18 protein-coding genes are annotated in these 15,561 nt (G+C 68.6%); 8 read left to right on the plus strand and 10 right to left on the minus strand.

Annotation, left to right across the window (positions count from 1 at the left end; translation table 11 throughout):
• Together trpD and VG899_13860 are read right to left on the minus strand one after the other, a co-directional pair.
• Positions 1-926, minus strand: a 926-nt coding sequence (gene trpD / locus VG899_13855) for an anthranilate phosphoribosyltransferase (GenBank protein HWA67440.1), incomplete at its 3' end; no start/stop codon positions are given.
• Between the two features lies 1 nt (position 927).
• On the minus strand, positions 928-1,350 hold the full coding sequence (locus tag VG899_13860) for a hypothetical protein (GenBank protein ID HWA67441.1): 423 nt from the start codon (positions 1,348-1,350) through the stop codon (positions 928-930).
• A gap of 133 nt (positions 1,351-1,483) precedes the next feature.
• Here VG899_13860 and VG899_13865 point away from each other — a divergent pair, with 133 nt between their 5' ends.
• From VG899_13865 to VG899_13880, 4 genes are read left to right on the plus strand one after another with little or no spacing between them, the layout of a single operon-like run.
• A complete protein-coding gene (locus tag VG899_13865) occupies positions 1,484-2,077 on the plus strand; it encodes a heme-copper oxidase subunit III (GenBank protein ID HWA67442.1) in 594 nt (197 codons plus the stop codon).
• A 14-nt stretch (positions 2,078-2,091) separates the two neighbouring features.
• The gene (locus tag VG899_13870; protein ID HWA67443.1) at positions 2,092-2,901 is read left to right on the plus strand and encodes a c-type cytochrome; all 810 of its coding nucleotides are present in this window, start codon (positions 2,092-2,094) and stop codon (positions 2,899-2,901) included.
• A 49-nt stretch (positions 2,902-2,950) separates the two neighbouring features.
• Positions 2,951-3,961 carry a Rieske 2Fe-2S domain-containing protein gene (locus tag VG899_13875; GenBank protein ID HWA67444.1) on the plus strand — a complete coding sequence of 337 codons (1,011 nt, stop codon included), beginning with the start codon at positions 2,951-2,953 and terminating at the stop codon, positions 3,959-3,961.
• Positions 3,961-5,643, plus strand: a complete 1,683-nt coding sequence (locus VG899_13880) for a ubiquinol-cytochrome c reductase cytochrome b subunit (GenBank protein HWA67445.1) — start codon at positions 3,961-3,963, stop codon at positions 5,641-5,643. The genes VG899_13875 and VG899_13880 overlap by 1 nt, the downstream gene beginning before the upstream one ends.
• 64 nt (positions 5,644-5,707) lie before the next feature.
• On the opposite strand, the gene ilvA is transcribed toward VG899_13880, so the two are convergent.
• Positions 5,708-6,958, minus strand: coding sequence for a threonine ammonia-lyase IlvA (gene ilvA / locus VG899_13885; protein HWA67446.1), 1,251 nt, complete (start codon positions 6,956-6,958; stop codon positions 5,708-5,710).
• Positions 6,959-6,999: 41 nt separating this feature from the next.
• On the opposite strand from ilvA, the gene VG899_13890 reads away from it, so the two are divergent.
• Positions 7,000-7,254, plus strand: a complete 255-nt coding sequence (locus VG899_13890; GenBank protein ID HWA67447.1) for a Smr/MutS family protein — start codon at positions 7,000-7,002, stop codon at positions 7,252-7,254.
• A gap of 99 nt (positions 7,255-7,353) precedes the next feature.
• The gene (locus VG899_13895; GenBank protein HWA67448.1) at positions 7,354-9,348 is read left to right on the plus strand and encodes an acyltransferase family protein; all 1,995 of its coding nucleotides are present in this window, start codon (positions 7,354-7,356) and stop codon (positions 9,346-9,348) included.
• A 103-nt stretch (positions 9,349-9,451) separates the two neighbouring features.
• On the opposite strand, the gene arfB is transcribed toward VG899_13895, so the two are convergent.
• Positions 9,452-9,928, minus strand: coding sequence for an alternative ribosome rescue aminoacyl-tRNA hydrolase ArfB (arfB, locus tag VG899_13900; GenBank protein ID HWA67449.1), 477 nt, complete (start codon positions 9,926-9,928; stop codon positions 9,452-9,454).
• An 86-nt stretch (positions 9,929-10,014) separates the two neighbouring features.
• On the opposite strand from arfB, the gene VG899_13905 reads away from it, so the two are divergent.
• Positions 10,015-10,203, plus strand: a complete 189-nt coding sequence (locus VG899_13905; GenBank protein HWA67450.1) for a hypothetical protein — start codon at positions 10,015-10,017, stop codon at positions 10,201-10,203.
• Positions 10,204-10,206: 3 nt separating this feature from the next.
• On the opposite strand, the gene VG899_13910 is transcribed toward VG899_13905, so the two are convergent.
• The 4 genes from VG899_13910 to VG899_13925 form a co-directional block, all read right to left on the minus strand.
• A complete protein-coding gene (locus VG899_13910; GenBank protein HWA67451.1) occupies positions 10,207-10,599 on the minus strand; it encodes a cytochrome c oxidase subunit 4 in 393 nt (130 codons plus the stop codon).
• Positions 10,600-10,601: 2 nt separating this feature from the next.
• Positions 10,602-12,272, minus strand: a complete 1,671-nt coding sequence (gene ctaD, locus VG899_13915) for a cytochrome c oxidase subunit I (protein ID HWA67452.1) — start codon at positions 12,270-12,272, stop codon at positions 10,602-10,604.
• A 23-nt stretch (positions 12,273-12,295) separates the two neighbouring features.
• Positions 12,296-13,123: a cytochrome c oxidase subunit II gene (coxB, locus tag VG899_13920; protein ID HWA67453.1), complete on the minus strand. Its 828-nt coding sequence runs from the start codon at positions 13,121-13,123 to the stop codon at positions 12,296-12,298.
• 68 nt (positions 13,124-13,191) lie between these two features.
• Positions 13,192-14,151, minus strand: coding sequence for a carbohydrate kinase family protein (locus VG899_13925; protein HWA67454.1), 960 nt, complete (start codon positions 14,149-14,151; stop codon positions 13,192-13,194).
• A 64-nt stretch (positions 14,152-14,215) separates the two neighbouring features.
• On the opposite strand from VG899_13925, the gene VG899_13930 reads away from it, so the two are divergent.
• Positions 14,216-14,419, plus strand: a complete 204-nt coding sequence (locus tag VG899_13930; GenBank protein HWA67455.1) for a hypothetical protein — start codon at positions 14,216-14,218, stop codon at positions 14,417-14,419.
• A gap of 106 nt (positions 14,420-14,525) precedes the next feature.
• Here the strand turns inward: VG899_13930 and erpA are convergent, their stop codons facing one another.
• Both erpA and VG899_13940 read right to left on the minus strand, forming a co-directional pair.
• On the minus strand, positions 14,526-14,882 hold the full coding sequence (erpA, locus tag VG899_13935; GenBank protein HWA67456.1) for an iron-sulfur cluster insertion protein ErpA: 357 nt from the start codon (positions 14,880-14,882) through the stop codon (positions 14,526-14,528).
• Between the two features lie 97 nt (positions 14,883-14,979).
• Positions 14,980-15,561 (minus strand): glycerate kinase (locus tag VG899_13940; protein ID HWA67457.1); only part of this gene is annotated, 582 nt, incomplete at its 5' end.

The raw sequence follows: 15,561 nt of genomic DNA on the forward strand, positions 1-15,561 counted from the left end.
GCCGCGGTCGGTCCGTCGTAGGCCACCAGGCCCGCGGCGGCGTTGAGCAGCACCGCGTCACGCACCGCGCCCGGCTCGCCGTCGAGGAACCGCCGGCTGATCGCGGCGTTGAGCGCCGCGTCGCCGCCTCGAAGCGCCTCCGGCGGGGCCGGCGCGATCCCGAGCGCCGCCGGGTCCAGCGTGTCGTCACGCACCTGACCGCCGGCAACGACCCACACCCGTGACGGCGCGCTCACCGACAGCTCGTCGAGCCCGTCGTCGCCGCGGAACACCAGCGCGTCGGCGCCCCGGTCGGCCAGCACACCCGCCATCACCGCCGCGAGCGGCCCGTGGGCGACCCCGACCGCCTGCGCCGCGGGCCGGGCCGGGTTGGCCAACGGACCGAGGATGTTGAAGAAGGTCGGTACGCCGATCTCGGCACGGGCGTCACCCGCGTGGCGAAGCGCCGGGTGGAACACCCGGGCGAAGCAGAACGCGATGTTCGCCTCGGCGACGCACGCCGCCACACCTGCCGGCGGCAGATCGATCACCACGCCGAGTTCTTCGAGCAGGTCGGCCGAGCCGCACGCCGAGGACGCCGCCCGGTTGCCGTGCTTCACCACGGTGGCGCCGGCGCCCCGTACGACGAGCGCGGCCAGCGTCGAGATGTTGACCGTCGCGGCCCGGTCCCCGCCCGTGCCACAGGTGTCGACGACCCGGCCGGGCACGTCGAGGAGCTCGGCGTGGTCGAGCATCCCCGACACCAGCCCGGTGATCTCGTCCGCCGTCTCGTGCTTGGCCCGCAGCGCGACCGCGAACGCGGCAATCTGCGCAGAGGTGGCCGCCCCGGCCATGACCTCCGACATCGCCCACGCCGTGTCCGGTGCGCTCAGCGACTCCCCCGCCAACAGCCTCGACAGCAGGTTCGGCCAGCTCTGGCCGGACACGTCAGTGCGCGGGCGCGAGGTCCGGCAGGCCCTCGATCAGTGAGTTGACCGCTCCGGCGAGCGTGACCGGGTCAACCGGCAGCGGTACGACGGCCTCGGCCCGCGACCAGCTCGCCAGCCACGCGTCGTCGCGGCGCGCCACCAGGAGCACCACCGGCGGCGGCGCGTCGATCTCGTCCTTGATCTGGCGGGCAACTCCCATGCCGCCGCTCGGGGCCGCCTCACCGTCGAGGATCGCCAGATCGATCCCGCCCGCATCGAGCCTTGCCATCGTCTCGCGGTCGGTGGCAACGGCGACGACGTCGATCGCCACCTCGGGCGAGGGGTGCTCGCCGAGCGCCCGGACCACCCGATCGGTCGTCTGCGGGTTGCTCGCGTACACGAGCACGGTGAGGCGACGCGGCTCGGCGGGGGCATGCTCCATGGCCCGAATCCTAGAGCGCCCCGGCCAGCGGATTCGTGCCGGTGCCGCGGCGACCCGCCCGGTCCGGATTCGCCGGTGACTCGCCGTGGGGGGTCGTGCATGGACCGGTAACCGGGGCTGCAAGAATCACGGCGTGGCCACCGCAAGCGCGGTCGAGCAGCGCCCGCACGGCGCGCTCAACCGTCCCAACCTGCTCAGCGTCGGCGTCATCGTCTGGCTGTCCTCGGAGCTGATGTTCTTCGCGGCGCTGTTCGCGATGTACTTCACGATCCGGGCGGTCAACGAGCCCAACTGGCCGGCCAAGGGCGTCGTACTCGACCTCAAGACGGCCGCGCCGTTCACGATCATCCTGGTGCTGTCGAGTGTGACCTGCCAGCTCGGTGTGTTCGCGGCCGAACGCGGCGACGTCGAGAAGCTGCGCTTCTGGTTCATGGTGACGTTCTTCATGGGCGCGGTGTTCATCGGCGGCCAGTCGTTCGAGTACTTCGTACACAACGACTTCTCGCTCGCGACCAGCGGATACGGGTCGGTCTACTACCTGACGACCGGCTTCCACGGACTGCACGTCCTCGGCGGCCTCATCGCGTTCGTGCTGCTGATGCTGCGCACCACGTACGGGAAGTTCAACCACGCGCAGGCGACTGCCGCGATCGTCGTGTCGTACTACTGGCACTTCGTCGACATCGTCTGGATCGGTCTGTTCACGATCATCTACCTGATCAAGTGACGAAAGTGGAGCCCGTGACCCCAGCCGAGAACCCGGAGCCGGTGGCCGCCACTCGGCCTCGCCGCTCGCGCAAGCGCCGGATCGCCTCGCTCGGCATCCTCGTCGCCTCGCTCGGCACGATCGGCACGCTGTACGCCGGATTCGCGCCGGCCGCCTCGTCGGCCTCCAACGACGACCCGGCCATCCAGCAGGGCCGGGCGCTGTTCCTGCAGGGCTGCGCGTCCTGCCACGGGCTCAACGCCGAAGGCGGCGAGCGCGCGCCGAGCCTGATCGGTGCCGGCGCAGCCGCGGTCGACTTCCAGATGGGCACCGGCCGCATGCCGCTTCAGCAGCACGGACCCGAGGCGCCGCGCAAGAAGGTCGACCCCCGCTTCACCGAAGCGGACATCCAGGACATCGCGGCCTACATCGCCAGTCTCGGCGCCGGTCCGGCGGAGCCGACGGACCTGGACTACCAGAGCGCGGACGTCGCCTACGGCGGGGCGCTGTTCCGGACCAACTGCGCGCAGTGCCACAACTTCGCGGGATCGGGCGGTGACCTGACCTACGGCAAGTACGCGCCGACGCTGTCCGACGCCACGCCGAAGCAGATCTACGAGGCGATGATCACCGGCCCGGAGAACATGCCGGTCTTCGGTGACCAGGAGATCACTCCGTCGCAGAAGCTGGCGATCATCGACTACATCAAGACGATCAAGGCCGAGCCGAACCCCGGCGGCGCCGGCCTCGGCCGGGTCGGTCCGGTCACCGAGACTGCAGTCGCCTGGCTCGTCGGGATCGGCGGGTTGGTCATCATCACGATGTGGATCGGCAGCAAAGCATGAGTGAGCGAAGCGAACTCCGCACCTGGGTGGCGGGTGGGGTGGCGGACGTATGAGTGACGAAACCAACGGCACTCCACCCCGCAAGCGGGTAGGCCGGCGACCGGCGGAGGACAACCCGTCGAACATCGGCGAGCGCACCTCGGATCTGGCAGTGACCGAGCAGCACGCCGTGGAGGACCCGCGCGAGGAGCGGTTCGCCGAGATTCAGGTCTCGCTGCTGTTCCTCGTCGGCATCGCGATGCTGATCTTCTTCATCGTTTCCTACTTCTCGATCTCGATCCACGACCAGCTCGGCCAGTACAGCAACTACGCGCTCGGCGGCTCGCTCGCGCTCGCGCTGTTCGCGGTCGGCGGCGGTTTCATCGTGTGGGCCAAGAAGCTGCTGCCGCACGACAAGGTGGTTCAGGACCGTCACGACTTCTTCTCCCCCGAGGCGGAGGAGATCGAAGCGGAGAACACGTTCCTCGCCGGCGTCGACGACATGGGGCTGGGTCGCTTCAAGCTCCTGCGGCGTACGTTGCTCGGGGCGCTCGCGCTGTTCCCGCTGCCGCTGGTCGTCATGCTGCGCGACCTCGGTCCGCTGCCCGGCGACAGCCTGCTCGTGACCGGCTGGGCGAAGGGCAAGCGCCTCGTCGACCTCGACACGAAGCTCCCGGTCAAGCTCGGCTCGCTCGAGATCGGCGGCATCCAGACGGTCATGCCGGAGGGGTTCACCGACGTCGACGACTTCGCACTGGCGCCCACGATGCTGATCCGCTTCGGGCCGCACGAGATCCTGTCGCAGAAGGAAGCCGACTGGGGCTACGAAGGCCACGTGGCGTACTCGAAGATCTGCACGCACGCCGGTTGCCCGATCAGCCTCTACGAGCAGCAGACCCACCATCTGCTCTGCCCCTGCCACCAGTCGACCTTCGACATGTCGCGTGACGCGAAGGTGATCTTCGGCCCGGCCGCACGCCCGTTGCCGCAGCTGAAGATCACCGTCGACGCCGAGGGGTACTTCATCGCCGAGGGCAACTACTCACAAGCGGTCGGGCCGAGCTTCTGGGAGCGCCGATAATGACGACCAAGAAGCGTGACGACGCCACCCCTGAGCCGACCCGCCCGGAGAACCAGGGGCCGGCGGAGAAGGCGACTCGCGGGGCGCTGAAGTACGCCGACGACCACTTCGGGTCTGCCAACTTCCTCAAGCGCAGCATGGACAAGGTCTTTCCGGACCACTGGTCGTTCATGTTGGGCGAGATCGCCCTCTACAGCTTCGTCATCCTGCTGCTGTCCGGCGTCTACCTGACGTTGTTCTTCCACGCCAGCCAGCAGAACGTCGTCTACAACGGCAGCTACCAGCCGCTGCGCGGCGTACAGATGACGGAGGCCTACGCCTCGACGCTGCACATCTCCTTCGACGTCCGCGGCGGTCTGCTGATGCGGCAGATCCACCACTGGGCGGCGCTGCTGTTCGTGACCTCGATCGTCGTGCACATGTTCCGGGTGTTCTTCACCGGTGCCTACAAGAAGCCGCGCACGATCAACTGGCACATCGGCACGATCCTGATGATCCTCGGCATCCTCGAGGGCTTCTGCGGCTACTCACTGCCCGACGACCTGCTGTCCGGCACCGGCCTTCGCATCGCGTACTCGGTAGCGGAGTCGATCCCGGTCGTCGGAACGTACGTCTGCTACTTCCTGTTCGGCGCGAAGTACCCGGGCACGGACATCATCTCGCGGTTGTTCATCATCCACGTCCTGCTGATCCCGGGCATCCTGCTCGCTCTGATCAGCGCGCACATGATGATCCTCTGGCACCAGAAGCACACCGACTTCCCGGGGCCGGGCAAGACCGAAGACAACGTGATCGGCACGAAGTTCTACCCGGGCTTCTTCCTGAAGACCAACGGCTTCTTCTTCATGGTCTTCGGCATGATCACCGCCCTCGCGGCGTTCGCCCAGATCAACCCGGTGTGGCTGTACGGCCCCTACAACGCGGGCCAGGTGTCGGCAGGCTCACAGCCCGACTGGTACATCCTGTTCCTCGAGGGTTCGCTGCGCATGATGCCGAACTGGGAGACGCACATCTGGCATCACACGATCAGCTGGAACATCCTGATCCCCGGCGTGATCATCCCCGGGATCATGTTCAACCTGCTGGCGTTGTATCCGAACATCGAGGCCTGGGTCACCAAGGACCACGGCTATCACAACCTGCTCGACCGGCCGCGCGACGTACCGGTGCGTACGGCGCTCGGCGTGATGTCGCTGACCTTCTACCTGGTGCTGGTGGCGGCGGGCGCGAACGACATCCTCGCCAACACCTTCCATTGGTCGCTGCAGGCCACGACCTGGGTGCTGCGCGTGCTGTTGATCGTGTTGCCGCCGATCGCGTTCAAGGCGACCAAGCGGATCTGTCTCGGGCTGCAGCATCACGACGAGGCGATGCTGCATCACGGCGTGGAGACCGGCATCATTCGTAGGCTGCCGTCCGGTGCCTACATCGAGGTCGAGGAGCCGCTGCCGGCGAAGAAGGCGGAGACGCTCGCCAAGCAGATCGGCTACCACGGCCACGACGACCACCACGCGATCGAGGCGGGCAGCAACGGTCACGCCGCCAACGGTCACGTCGACGAGGCGTCGAACGGCATCAAGCGGCCGGTGGCGATCGCGGAGAAGGTCCAGAGCAAGCTGGCGGCCTTCTGGGACGAGCCCCGCGAGACGGTGCCCGACACCCAGCCACACCCCGAGGACTGAGCCGTCTTCGGTTTGTGAAGCCTCTGACGTAGCCCGCTACGTCAGAGGCTTCACAAACCGGAGCTCAGAGCAGGAACGTGAACAGGGGCGATCCTGGCGGGACCCGCTCGATGGTGAGCGGACTCGCGTCCATCCGGTCGAGCAACGCCGGCAAGTCTTCGGCGTCTTCGAGCTCGATGCCGACCAGCGCGGGCCCGGTCTCCCGGTTGTTCTTCTTCACGTACTCGAACAGCACGATGTCCTCGCCCTGGGCGAGCACGTCGTTGAGGAAGTGGCGCAGCGCTCCCGGCTCCTGGGGGAACGTGACGAGGAAGTAGTGCCGGATCCCCTCGTGCAGAAGTGAGCGCTCGACGACCTCGCCGTACCGGCTCACGTCGTTGTTGCCCCCGGACACCACACACACCACCGGACCGCTCGGCGTGTGGCCGAGGTAGCGGCGCGCAGCGGCGCTCGCCAGGGCGCCGGCAGGCTCGGCGATGATCCCTTCGGTCTGGTACAGGTCGAGCATCTCGGTGCAGACCGCGCCTTCGGGTACGACGACGATCTCGTCGACCAGATCCCGCACGATCGCGAAGGCCGCGGCGCCGACCTCTCGCACGGCGGCGCCGTCGACGAAGGTGTCCATCGCGGGCAGCGGCACCGGGCCGCCGGCGGCCAGTGCGGCGGTCATGCTGGCCGCACCTGCGGGTTCGGCGCCGACGATGCGGGTCGTCGGAAGGTGTTCACGCAGCCACAACGCCATGCCGGCGATCAGTCCCCCGCCTCCGACCGGGATGACCACCGTGTCGATCGGCGATCCGATCTCGGCAGCGAGGTCCACCGCGACGCTGCCCTGCCCGGCGATGGTGAGCGGGTCGCCGAACGCGTGGATCACCACGGCGCCGGTCCTCGCCGCCTCGGCTGCCGCGGTCGCGCCCGCGTCGTCGTACGTGCTGCCGGAAATCACCTGCTCGACCCACGGGCCACCGATGGCCGCGATCCGCTGCCGCTTCTGCCTCGGCGTACTCGCCGGCAGGAACACCCGGCCCTTGATCTGCAGGGCGGCGCAGGCAAACGCGACGCCCTGCGCGTGGTTGCCCGCGCTGGCACACACGACGCCGTGGGCGCGCTCCTCGTCGCTGAGGGCCACGATCGCGTTGTACGCGCCGCGCACCTTGTAGGAGCGGCAGAGCTGGAGGTCTTCACGCTTGAGCAGGACCGGTACGCCGAGCAGGTCACTGAGCCGGTCGCTGCGCTCGACCGCGGTACGACGCACGATGCCGTCCAGCCGCTGCGCCGCCGCCACCACGTCGGCAGCGGTCGGTCCGGCGATCACCGGATGACGCTAGCCCGGACCGAATGGGCGATGCTCGAAGCGTGAAGCTCAAGCTCGACCTCCACGACATCTACAACCACGGGACCGAGATCGACCGGGCGCTGGAAGGGATCATCGCCGAGGCGGTCGCGAAGAAGGCCAAGCTCGTCGAGATCATCCCGGGCAAGGGCTCCGGGCAGCTGAAGAAGCACGTGCTGCGCTTCCTCGACCGCAAGGACATCAAGGCCCTCTACCACCGGGTCGAGAAGGACTCCGACAACTTCGGACGGGTCTTCGTCCATTTCCGCTGGAAGTAGCTGGAGAGCTGCCAGCCAACCGGTTGCGTGGGCGAAGCGTCTGAACGCATGATGAAGCACCCTCCTCGTGACTTCCCCCACGGCTCGGCGGATCGGCACATGCGAACGAACACTCACGCGCACTGGCGCGGGCTCGACGGCCTGCGCGCCATCGCGGTCGCCGCCGTCGTGATCTACCACTTCTCGCCGATGACGCTGCCCGGCGGATACATCGGCGTGGACATCTTCTTCGTGATCAGCGGCTACCTGATCACCCGGCTGATCACCGAGGAGTTCGTACGACGGCACCGCCTCGACGCGCCCGCGTTCTACCTGCGCCGCGCCCGGCGGCTGCTCCCCGCGCTCGCCATCGTGCTGGCCGCGGTCGGGGCGAGCTCGCTGATCTGGCGCGACCAGCTCGCCACCGTGCGGCCGGGCATCGTCTTCTCCGCGCTGTTCAGCGCGAACTGGTGGCTTGCCTTCGCCCACCAGCCGTACTTCGTCGCGACCGGCCGGCCCACGATGCTGCAGCACCTGTGGTCACTCGGCGTCGAGGAGCAGTTCTACCTGTTCTGGCCGTTGATCGTCGCTGCGACTCTCGGCGCGAGCCGCCGCCGGCTGATCCGTCAGGGCCGCGATCCGCGGACCGAGGTGCACCGGCTCGTCGCGCCCCTGGCCGTCGTCGCGGTGACGCTCGCGCTGGCGTCCACCGGGCTGACCTGGCTGCTCGCCGACCGGTCGAACGTGCCCTACGGCAGCGACGGCTCGACGCTCTACTACGGCACCGACACCCACGCGATGGGCCTGCTGCTGGGCGCTGCGCTCGGTGCGTGGGCGGTGGGCCGAGCGGCAGCCGCCGTGCCGCGGCGTACCGTGCCTGCACCGCTGGCGGAGCTCGCCGGCCTCGCCGCGCTGACCGGCGTGGTCGTCCTCACCCACGGCTACGGCCCGTACTCGCACTCGCTCTACCGCGGCGGTTTCCTGGTCGTGGCCGCCCTCGTGGCCGTGGTCGTCGCGGCGGTGACGACGACCGCGAGCCGGCTCGGCGCGGTGCTCGACTCTCGGCCACTGCGCTGGATCGGTGTCCGCTCGTACAGCATCTACCTCTGGCACTGGCCGATCGCCGTGGTGAGCCGGCCCGGCCTCGACACCTCGATGCCGACCTGGCTCGACCAGCTGCTGCGCGTCGCGCTGACCCTCGCACTGTCGGATGCGACGTACCGGTACGTCGAGACCCCGGTCCGCCGGCTCGGGTTCGCGGCGGCATGGCGCTTGCTCGTCGGCCGGCTGCGCCGCCTCGCGCCCAACGTGCTGCCTCGGCCCGCGTTCGCCGGCATCACCGCGATGCCGGTGGTCGTGGTCGCCGGGCTGGTGATCGCGCTGCCCGCGCCGCGGCCGGCGGCGGCGCTCACCACGCAGGGCGGCACCCATCTGGTCCTCGACCACCCGTCGGCGGCGAACCCGCCGGTCGGGCCGCGGCTGCACGGGCGGCCCGCGGCCCGCCACATGCCGAAGATCAGCGGGTTCGGCGACTCGGTGATGCTCGACGCCCGCCGGACACTGGCACGCGCATTCGGCGGCGGGACGATCGACGCCGTAGTGGGCCGTCAGCCGGGGCCGATCCTCGACGACGTCATGAAGCAGGCACGCATCCAGGAGCTCAACCCAGTCGTCATCATCCACGCCGGCAACAACGGCCTGATCGATCCCCACCAGCTCGAACGCGTCCTGGCCTACCTCGACGGCCGGGTGTCGAGCGAGGTGCAGGCGGTCCTGGTCCTCAACGACCACCTGGACCCCTACGACCACTCGTGGCAGAACCCCAACAACTCGATGCTGGCGCGGGTGGTGCCTCACTACCGCAAGGCCGTCTTCGTCAACTGGAACAAGATCGCCGGCCAGCACCCGGGGTGGCTGTACTCCGACGACCTGCACCTGAAGCCGCAAGGTGCGACCGCCTACGCCCAGCTGCTGGCGACGACGTACCGGCACTGGGTCGCCACCCACCTGCCGCAACCGGGACCGAGCCCGTCTCCGGCCCAGACGATCACCGCCACGCCGACGCCGACCACCCCCGCAACCCCGGCCACTTCCCCGGCCACTTCCCCGAAGTAGCACACAACCCGCTCCGAAATGCCCGAACTGTCCGATTCGGGCACCTTCTGGCGGCCGGTTGTGTGCTACTTCGAACCGGGGAGAGGGGGTCGGGGCGGCGGGGTCAGTCGTCGGTCGGGCGGCGGCGTAGCGCCTTCGTCGAGCCGCGGTGCTTCTTCGCCTCGATCCGCCGTTGCGTGGCCGCCTTCGTCGGCTTGGTGGGCCGCCGCGGGGCCGGTGGTGGGGCCACCGCGTCGGCCAGCAACGCGGCCAGCCGAGCCATGGCCGCCTCGCGGTTGCGCAGCTGGGAGCGTTCGGTCTGGTTCACGACGGTGAGTACGCCGTCGACCAGTCGGCCGTCGAGTCGGTCCAGAGCGCGCCGCCGGTACGTCGCGCCCAGCGACGGCGAGGTGGCCACGTCGAAGGACAGCTCGACGCGGCTGTCGCTGGTGTTCACCGACTGCCCGCCCGGCCCGGACGACCGCGAGAAGCGCCACGACAGCTCGGCCGCGGGAATGGTCAGGCGCGCATTGACCCGCAGATCCTCGACCACCGGCCCATTCTCCCGCGCCACACCCGTTACGCCGAACGGGTTGATCATGCCCATCCACGCTCAAGTGTGGGACGATCTACGTCGAAATCACACTTGTGTCATTCACCGCGACCGAATCACCGCTGGGGGCCACCGTGTCGACTTCCCCGGTCATGCGGCTGCTCGCGGACGGGATTCCGCTGAGCCTGATCTGCGACCTGGTGAGCACCCTCGAGCCGGACTCGATCGCGATCAACAGTGTGGAGCGTCCCAGCGGTGACCCGATCTGGCACGACGCCGTCTCGGACGTCGTCGTCGCCTGGCGGCAAGCCGCCGGAGACTGATCGTCAGGCAGCTTCGTCGGAGTAGTACTCGAACAGCATCGAGCCCACTGCCGGTACGGCGAACGCGGCGCCAAGGAAGACCATCCACCAGCCGAAGACCACGCCGGCGAAGATCACGGCGGCCGAGCCGGCGCACCACAGTGGCGCCCAGCTGTACGGGCTGAAGAAGCCCATCTCCCCCGCGCCGTCGGCGATCTCGGCGTCGTCCATGTCCTCCCAGCGCTGGTCGATGCGCCGGCCGGTCATGAACATGTACGTCGACACGAGCGCGCCGAGGCAGACCCCGAGCGCCAGCGCCGTGGTGCCGGTGGGGTCGTAGGAGGTGAACCAGTAGACGAGGTCAGCGCCGGCCAGGAAGACCGCGATGAACCCGAAGAGGTAAGCCTCGACCTTCATCGCTACGCCTCAACCTCGATCGGGAGCGAATGCTGTTCCTGCAAGCCCGCCAGGTGCGGGTAGTGCAGGTCGAACGCCGGCCGCTCGGAGCGGATCCGCGGCACCGACGTGAAGTTGTGCCGCGGTGGCGGACAGGACGTCGCCCACTCCAGCGAGTTGCCGTAGCCCCACGGGTCGTCGCCGACCACCCGCTCGTTCTTACCGACCCAGCTTCGCCAGGCGTTGTACATGAACGGCAGCATCGACAGACCCAGGATGTAGGCGCCGATGGTCGAGACCATGTTCAGCGTCGTCCAGCCGTCTGAGGGCAGGTAGTCGGCGTACCGGCGCGGCATGCCTTCCACACCCAGCCAGTGCTGGACGAGGAAGGTCGTATGGAAGCCGATGAACAGTGTCCAGAAGTGGATCTTGCCGAGCCGCTCGTCGAGCATCGTGCCGGTCATCTTCGGCCACCAGAAGTAGAAGCCGGAGAACATCGCGAACACGACGGTGCCGAACAGCACGTAGTGGAAGTGGGCGACCACGAAGTAGGAGTCCGACACGTGGAAGTCGATCGGCGGTGCCGCCAGCATGACGCCGGTCAGGCCGCCCAGCAGGAACGTGATCAGGAACCCGATCGCGAACAGCATCGCGGTGTCGAAGGAGATCGCGCCGCGCCACATCGTGCCGATCCAGTTGAAGAACTTCACACCGGTCGGTACGGCGATCAGGAAGCTCAGCAGCGAGAAGAACGGCAGCAGCACCGCGCCGGTGGCGAACATGTGGTGCGCCCAGACGGTGATCGACAGGCCGGAGATCGAGATCGTCGCGAAGACCAGGCCCTTGTAGCCGAACAGCGGCTTGCGGCTGAAAACCGGGATGACCTCGGAGATGATGCCGAAGAACGGCAACGCGACGATGTAGACCTCGGGATGGCCGAAGAACCAGAACAGGTGCTGCCACAGGACCGCGCCACCGTTGTTCGAGTCGAACACGTGGGCGCCGAACTTGCGGTCGGCCTCCAGGGCGAACAGCGCCGCGGCGAGGACCGGGAACGCGACCAGCACCAGGATCGAGGTGAACAGGATGTTCCAGGTGAAGATCGGCATCCGGAACATCGTCATGCCGGGCGCGCGCAGGCAGATGATCGTGGTGACGAAGTTGACGCCGCCGAGGATCGTGCCGAACCCGGACAGCGCCAGGCCCATGATCCACAGGTCAGCACCCGGTCCGGGTGAGTGCAGCGCGTTGGACAGCGGCGCGTAGGCGAACCAGCCGAAGTCGGCGGCGCCGTTGGGGGTCAGGAAGCCCGACATCATGATCAGGCCGCCGAACAGGAACAGCCAGTAGCTGAACATGTTCAGGCGCGGGAAGGCGACGTCCGGCGCGCCGATCTGCAGCGGCATGATCACGTTGGCGAACCCGACGAACAGCGGGGTCGCGAAGAACAGCAGCATGATCGTGCCGTGCATCGTGAACATCTGGTCGTAGGTCTCAGCGCTGAACAGCTGCTGGCCCGGCCGGGCGAGCTCGGTCCGCATGAGCTCGGCCATGATGCCGCCGATGAGGAAGAACACGAACGACGTCGACAGGTAGAGCAGGCCGATGACCTTGTGGTCGGTGCTGGTGATCCAGCGCACGATCCGGCTGCCGGGTACGACGTGGACGCGCGCCGGCCGCTGCCGCTCGACCAGGGGCCGCGTGGGTTCGACGACGGTCACGAGAGGTAACCCCCTGTCTTCGGCCCGGTGGTCGGCCCGTTGTAGATCGTGTACTCGTCGTTGGTACCCGCTGCGGCCTCGGCTTTCGCCTTCGCCAGCCAAGCGGCGTACGCCGTCGGCGTCACCGCCTTGACCGTGAACAGCATGCGGTCATGGTCGATACCGCAGAACTCGGCGCATCGGCCCTGGAACGTGCCGGTCGAGGTCACGGTGACCGAGAACTCGTTGGGGTGACCCGGGATGACGTCGCGCTTGAACAGGAACGGGACCACCCAGAACGAGTGGATGACGTCGGGAGAGGTCAGGTAGAAGTTGATCGGCGTGTCCGTCGGGACCACCATCTGCGGCGGGTCGCCCGGTCGCCCGGTGATCGACAGGCCGTCCTCGAGGTAGTTGAACTGCCAGGACCACTGGAACCCGACGACGCCCATCTGGAGGGTGTTGGCGGCGTGCGAGACCTTGTCTTCCTTGTTCTCGTTGATGGCCGTGAAATAGAACAAAACGGACACCACGACGATCGGGATGAACGTGTACATGACCTCGATCGGCAGGTTGTAGCGCACCTGGCGAGGCATCTGGTCCGGCGTACGGCGGCGGAACGCCACGCACGCCACGACGATCATCGCGAGCACGATGCCGCCGACGACCGCCGAGGCGATCAGCGCGCCCTGCCACAGGTGCAGCGCGTCACGGCCCTGCTTGGTGACCGGCTGCGGCCAGCCGCCGCGTTCCCACTTGGCGGCCTCTCCGGTACATCCCGAAGCCAGCAGCATCACAGCAGGGATCAGGGCAACGCGGGCTACCCGGGCGAAGCGTCGGAGCACCCGCCAAACCTAACGCAGCGCCTCCGCGCGGCTGCGCGTGGGGGCGGCGTGTCTTGCGTTGCGGCCGGTTACAGCTTCGCGGCGATCTCGGCGGCGGCGTCTGCGCCGTACGCCGCCTCGAGCCGGGAACGCGCAGCCGCGGCGTCGAGGGTGTACTCCTGCGGCCCGACGCTTTCCAGGCACAGGGTGGCCAGCAGCGATCCCAGCTGGGCGCTGCGCTCGAAGCTGAGCTCCCAGGAGCGGCCTGCCAGAAACCCCGCCCGGAAGGCGTCCCCGACGCCGGTCGGGTCGACGATGGCCGCCGCGGGCACCACGGCCACGCGCAGCTCGTCGCGGCCGTGCTGCTCGATGCGCACCCCTTCGGCGCCCTGCGTGGTCACCCGGGTGCCGACTGCGGCGAGCACCTGCTCGGCCGACATGCCGGTCTTGGTCTCCAGCAGCGCGGCCTCGTAGGCGTTGCAGAACAGCATCTGCGCGCCGTCGAGCAGCGCCGAGATCTGCGCGCCGTCCAGCGAGGCGAGCTGCTGGGACGGGTCCGCGGCGAACGGCACGCCGTGCTCACGGCAGTACGCCGAATGGGCGAGCATCGCGTCGGGCGAGTTCGGGCTGATCAGGACCAGGTCCAGCGGGCCGACGCTGCCGAGATCGATCTCGGCGGACTCGCTCATCGCCCCGGGGTAGAACGACGCGATCTGGTTCTGGTCCTGGTCGGTCGTGCACACGAACCGGCCGGTACGACGGGTCGCCGAGACCCGGACGCCGGCGGTGTCCACGCCGTGGCGCTCCAGCCAAGCCTGGTAGTCGGCGAAGTCGTCCCCGACCGCACCGACGATCACCGGGCGCAGCCCGAGGACGCCCAATCCGAAGCAGATGTTGCCCGCGACCCCGCCGCGGCGTACCTCGAGGTCGTCGACGAGGAACGAGACCGAGATCGACGCCAGCTGGTCAGGCAGGATCTGCTCGGCGAACCTGCCGGCGTAGGTCATCAGGTGGTCGGTGGCGATGGATCCGCTGACGGCGATGCGCATGGTGGGCCAAACTACCGACCAGTAAGGCTTTTGCTACTCACGGGTCACCCTTACGGTCCGGGTCATGACGCCCCGTCACGCCGCCCTCGAAGCGGGTACCGGCACTCTGGCCGACCTGATCGCTGACGCGCGGGCGATCCCCGCCGCGGCGTACGGGGTGTCCAAGTCAGCGACGAAGCAGGTCATCGACCTCACCGCGCCCGCCCGCGCATGGGTGGTCGCGATCCCCGACGCGGCAGCAACAGCCTTCGCCGACTACCTGACCTAACCCAGCAACGCTCCATTGCTGGGGAATCTGCCCAGCAACGGGCCATCGCCTGGGCGAAAGCCACAGCAACGGAGCGTTGCTGGGTGGGAGGCCTCGGTGGGAGGGCTCAGCTGAAGGAGTCGCCGCAGGCACACGAGCCTGTGGCGTTGGGGTTGTCGATCGTGAAGCCCTGCTTCTCGATCGTGTCGACGAAGTCGATGGTTGCGCCGGAGAGGTACGGGACGCTCATCCGGTCCACGACGACCTTCACACCGCCGAAGTCGTTGAAGGTGTCGCCCTCGAGCGTGCGCTCGTCGAAGAACAACTGGTAGCGCAGCCCCGAGCAGCCACCCGGTTGCACCGCGATCCGCAGCGCGAGGTCGTCACGGCCCTCCTGCTCGAGCAGGTTCTTCACCTTCACGGCAGCCGTCTCGGTGAGTACGACGGACTCAGTGGTGGTCTCGGCGCTGTCCTGGACGGTCATCGGATGATCGCTCCTCGAGTTCTTCGGTGTCCCCATGGTACGCAACCACGCTCACCTCGGCAGTGTTCCCGCGCCAGATCGCCGAACCCCGGCGCGGTCAGCGGCTCCAGGCGCGCGCAACCGCGGCCCCGAGCATCCGTACGCCGGCCGCGCCGGCTGCCAGCGCGGCCTCCGCGGAGCCGACCAGGTCGGCCACCGACCAGACCTCGTCGAAGCCGTTGGCCGACGAGTCCCGCTTCCCGACCTGCGCCTGGCCCGCAGCGACGACACAGGGCACTCCTGCCGCCTGCGCCCGTTGCGCCACTGCGGCAGCCACCTTGCCGCGCAGCGAGGTCGCGTCGAAGCGTCCTTCACCGGTCACCACCAGGTCGGCGCCGTCGATCGCGTCCGAGAGCCCGACGTGCGTCATCACCAGGTCCGCCCCCGACTCCCGCTCCGCGCCGAGCGCGAACAGCCCGAAACCGAGGCCGCCCGCGGCGCCCGCGCCCGGACGGTCACGCAGGCCCGCCTGGCCGACCAGCGGCTCGACGGCGTCCGCCCAGCGCTCGAGCGCCGCGTCGAGTGACATCACCGCAGCCTGGTCCGCACCCTTCTGCGGCCCGTAGACCGCCGTCGCGCCGTGCAGGCCGAGCAACGGGTTGTCGACGTCGGTCGCCGCGACCAGCCGCACGCCGAGATC

This window comes from Mycobacteriales bacterium, from assembly GCA_035550055.1.
Taxonomy (GTDB): domain Bacteria; phylum Actinomycetota; class Actinomycetes; order JAFAQI01; family JAFAQI01; genus DASZTV01.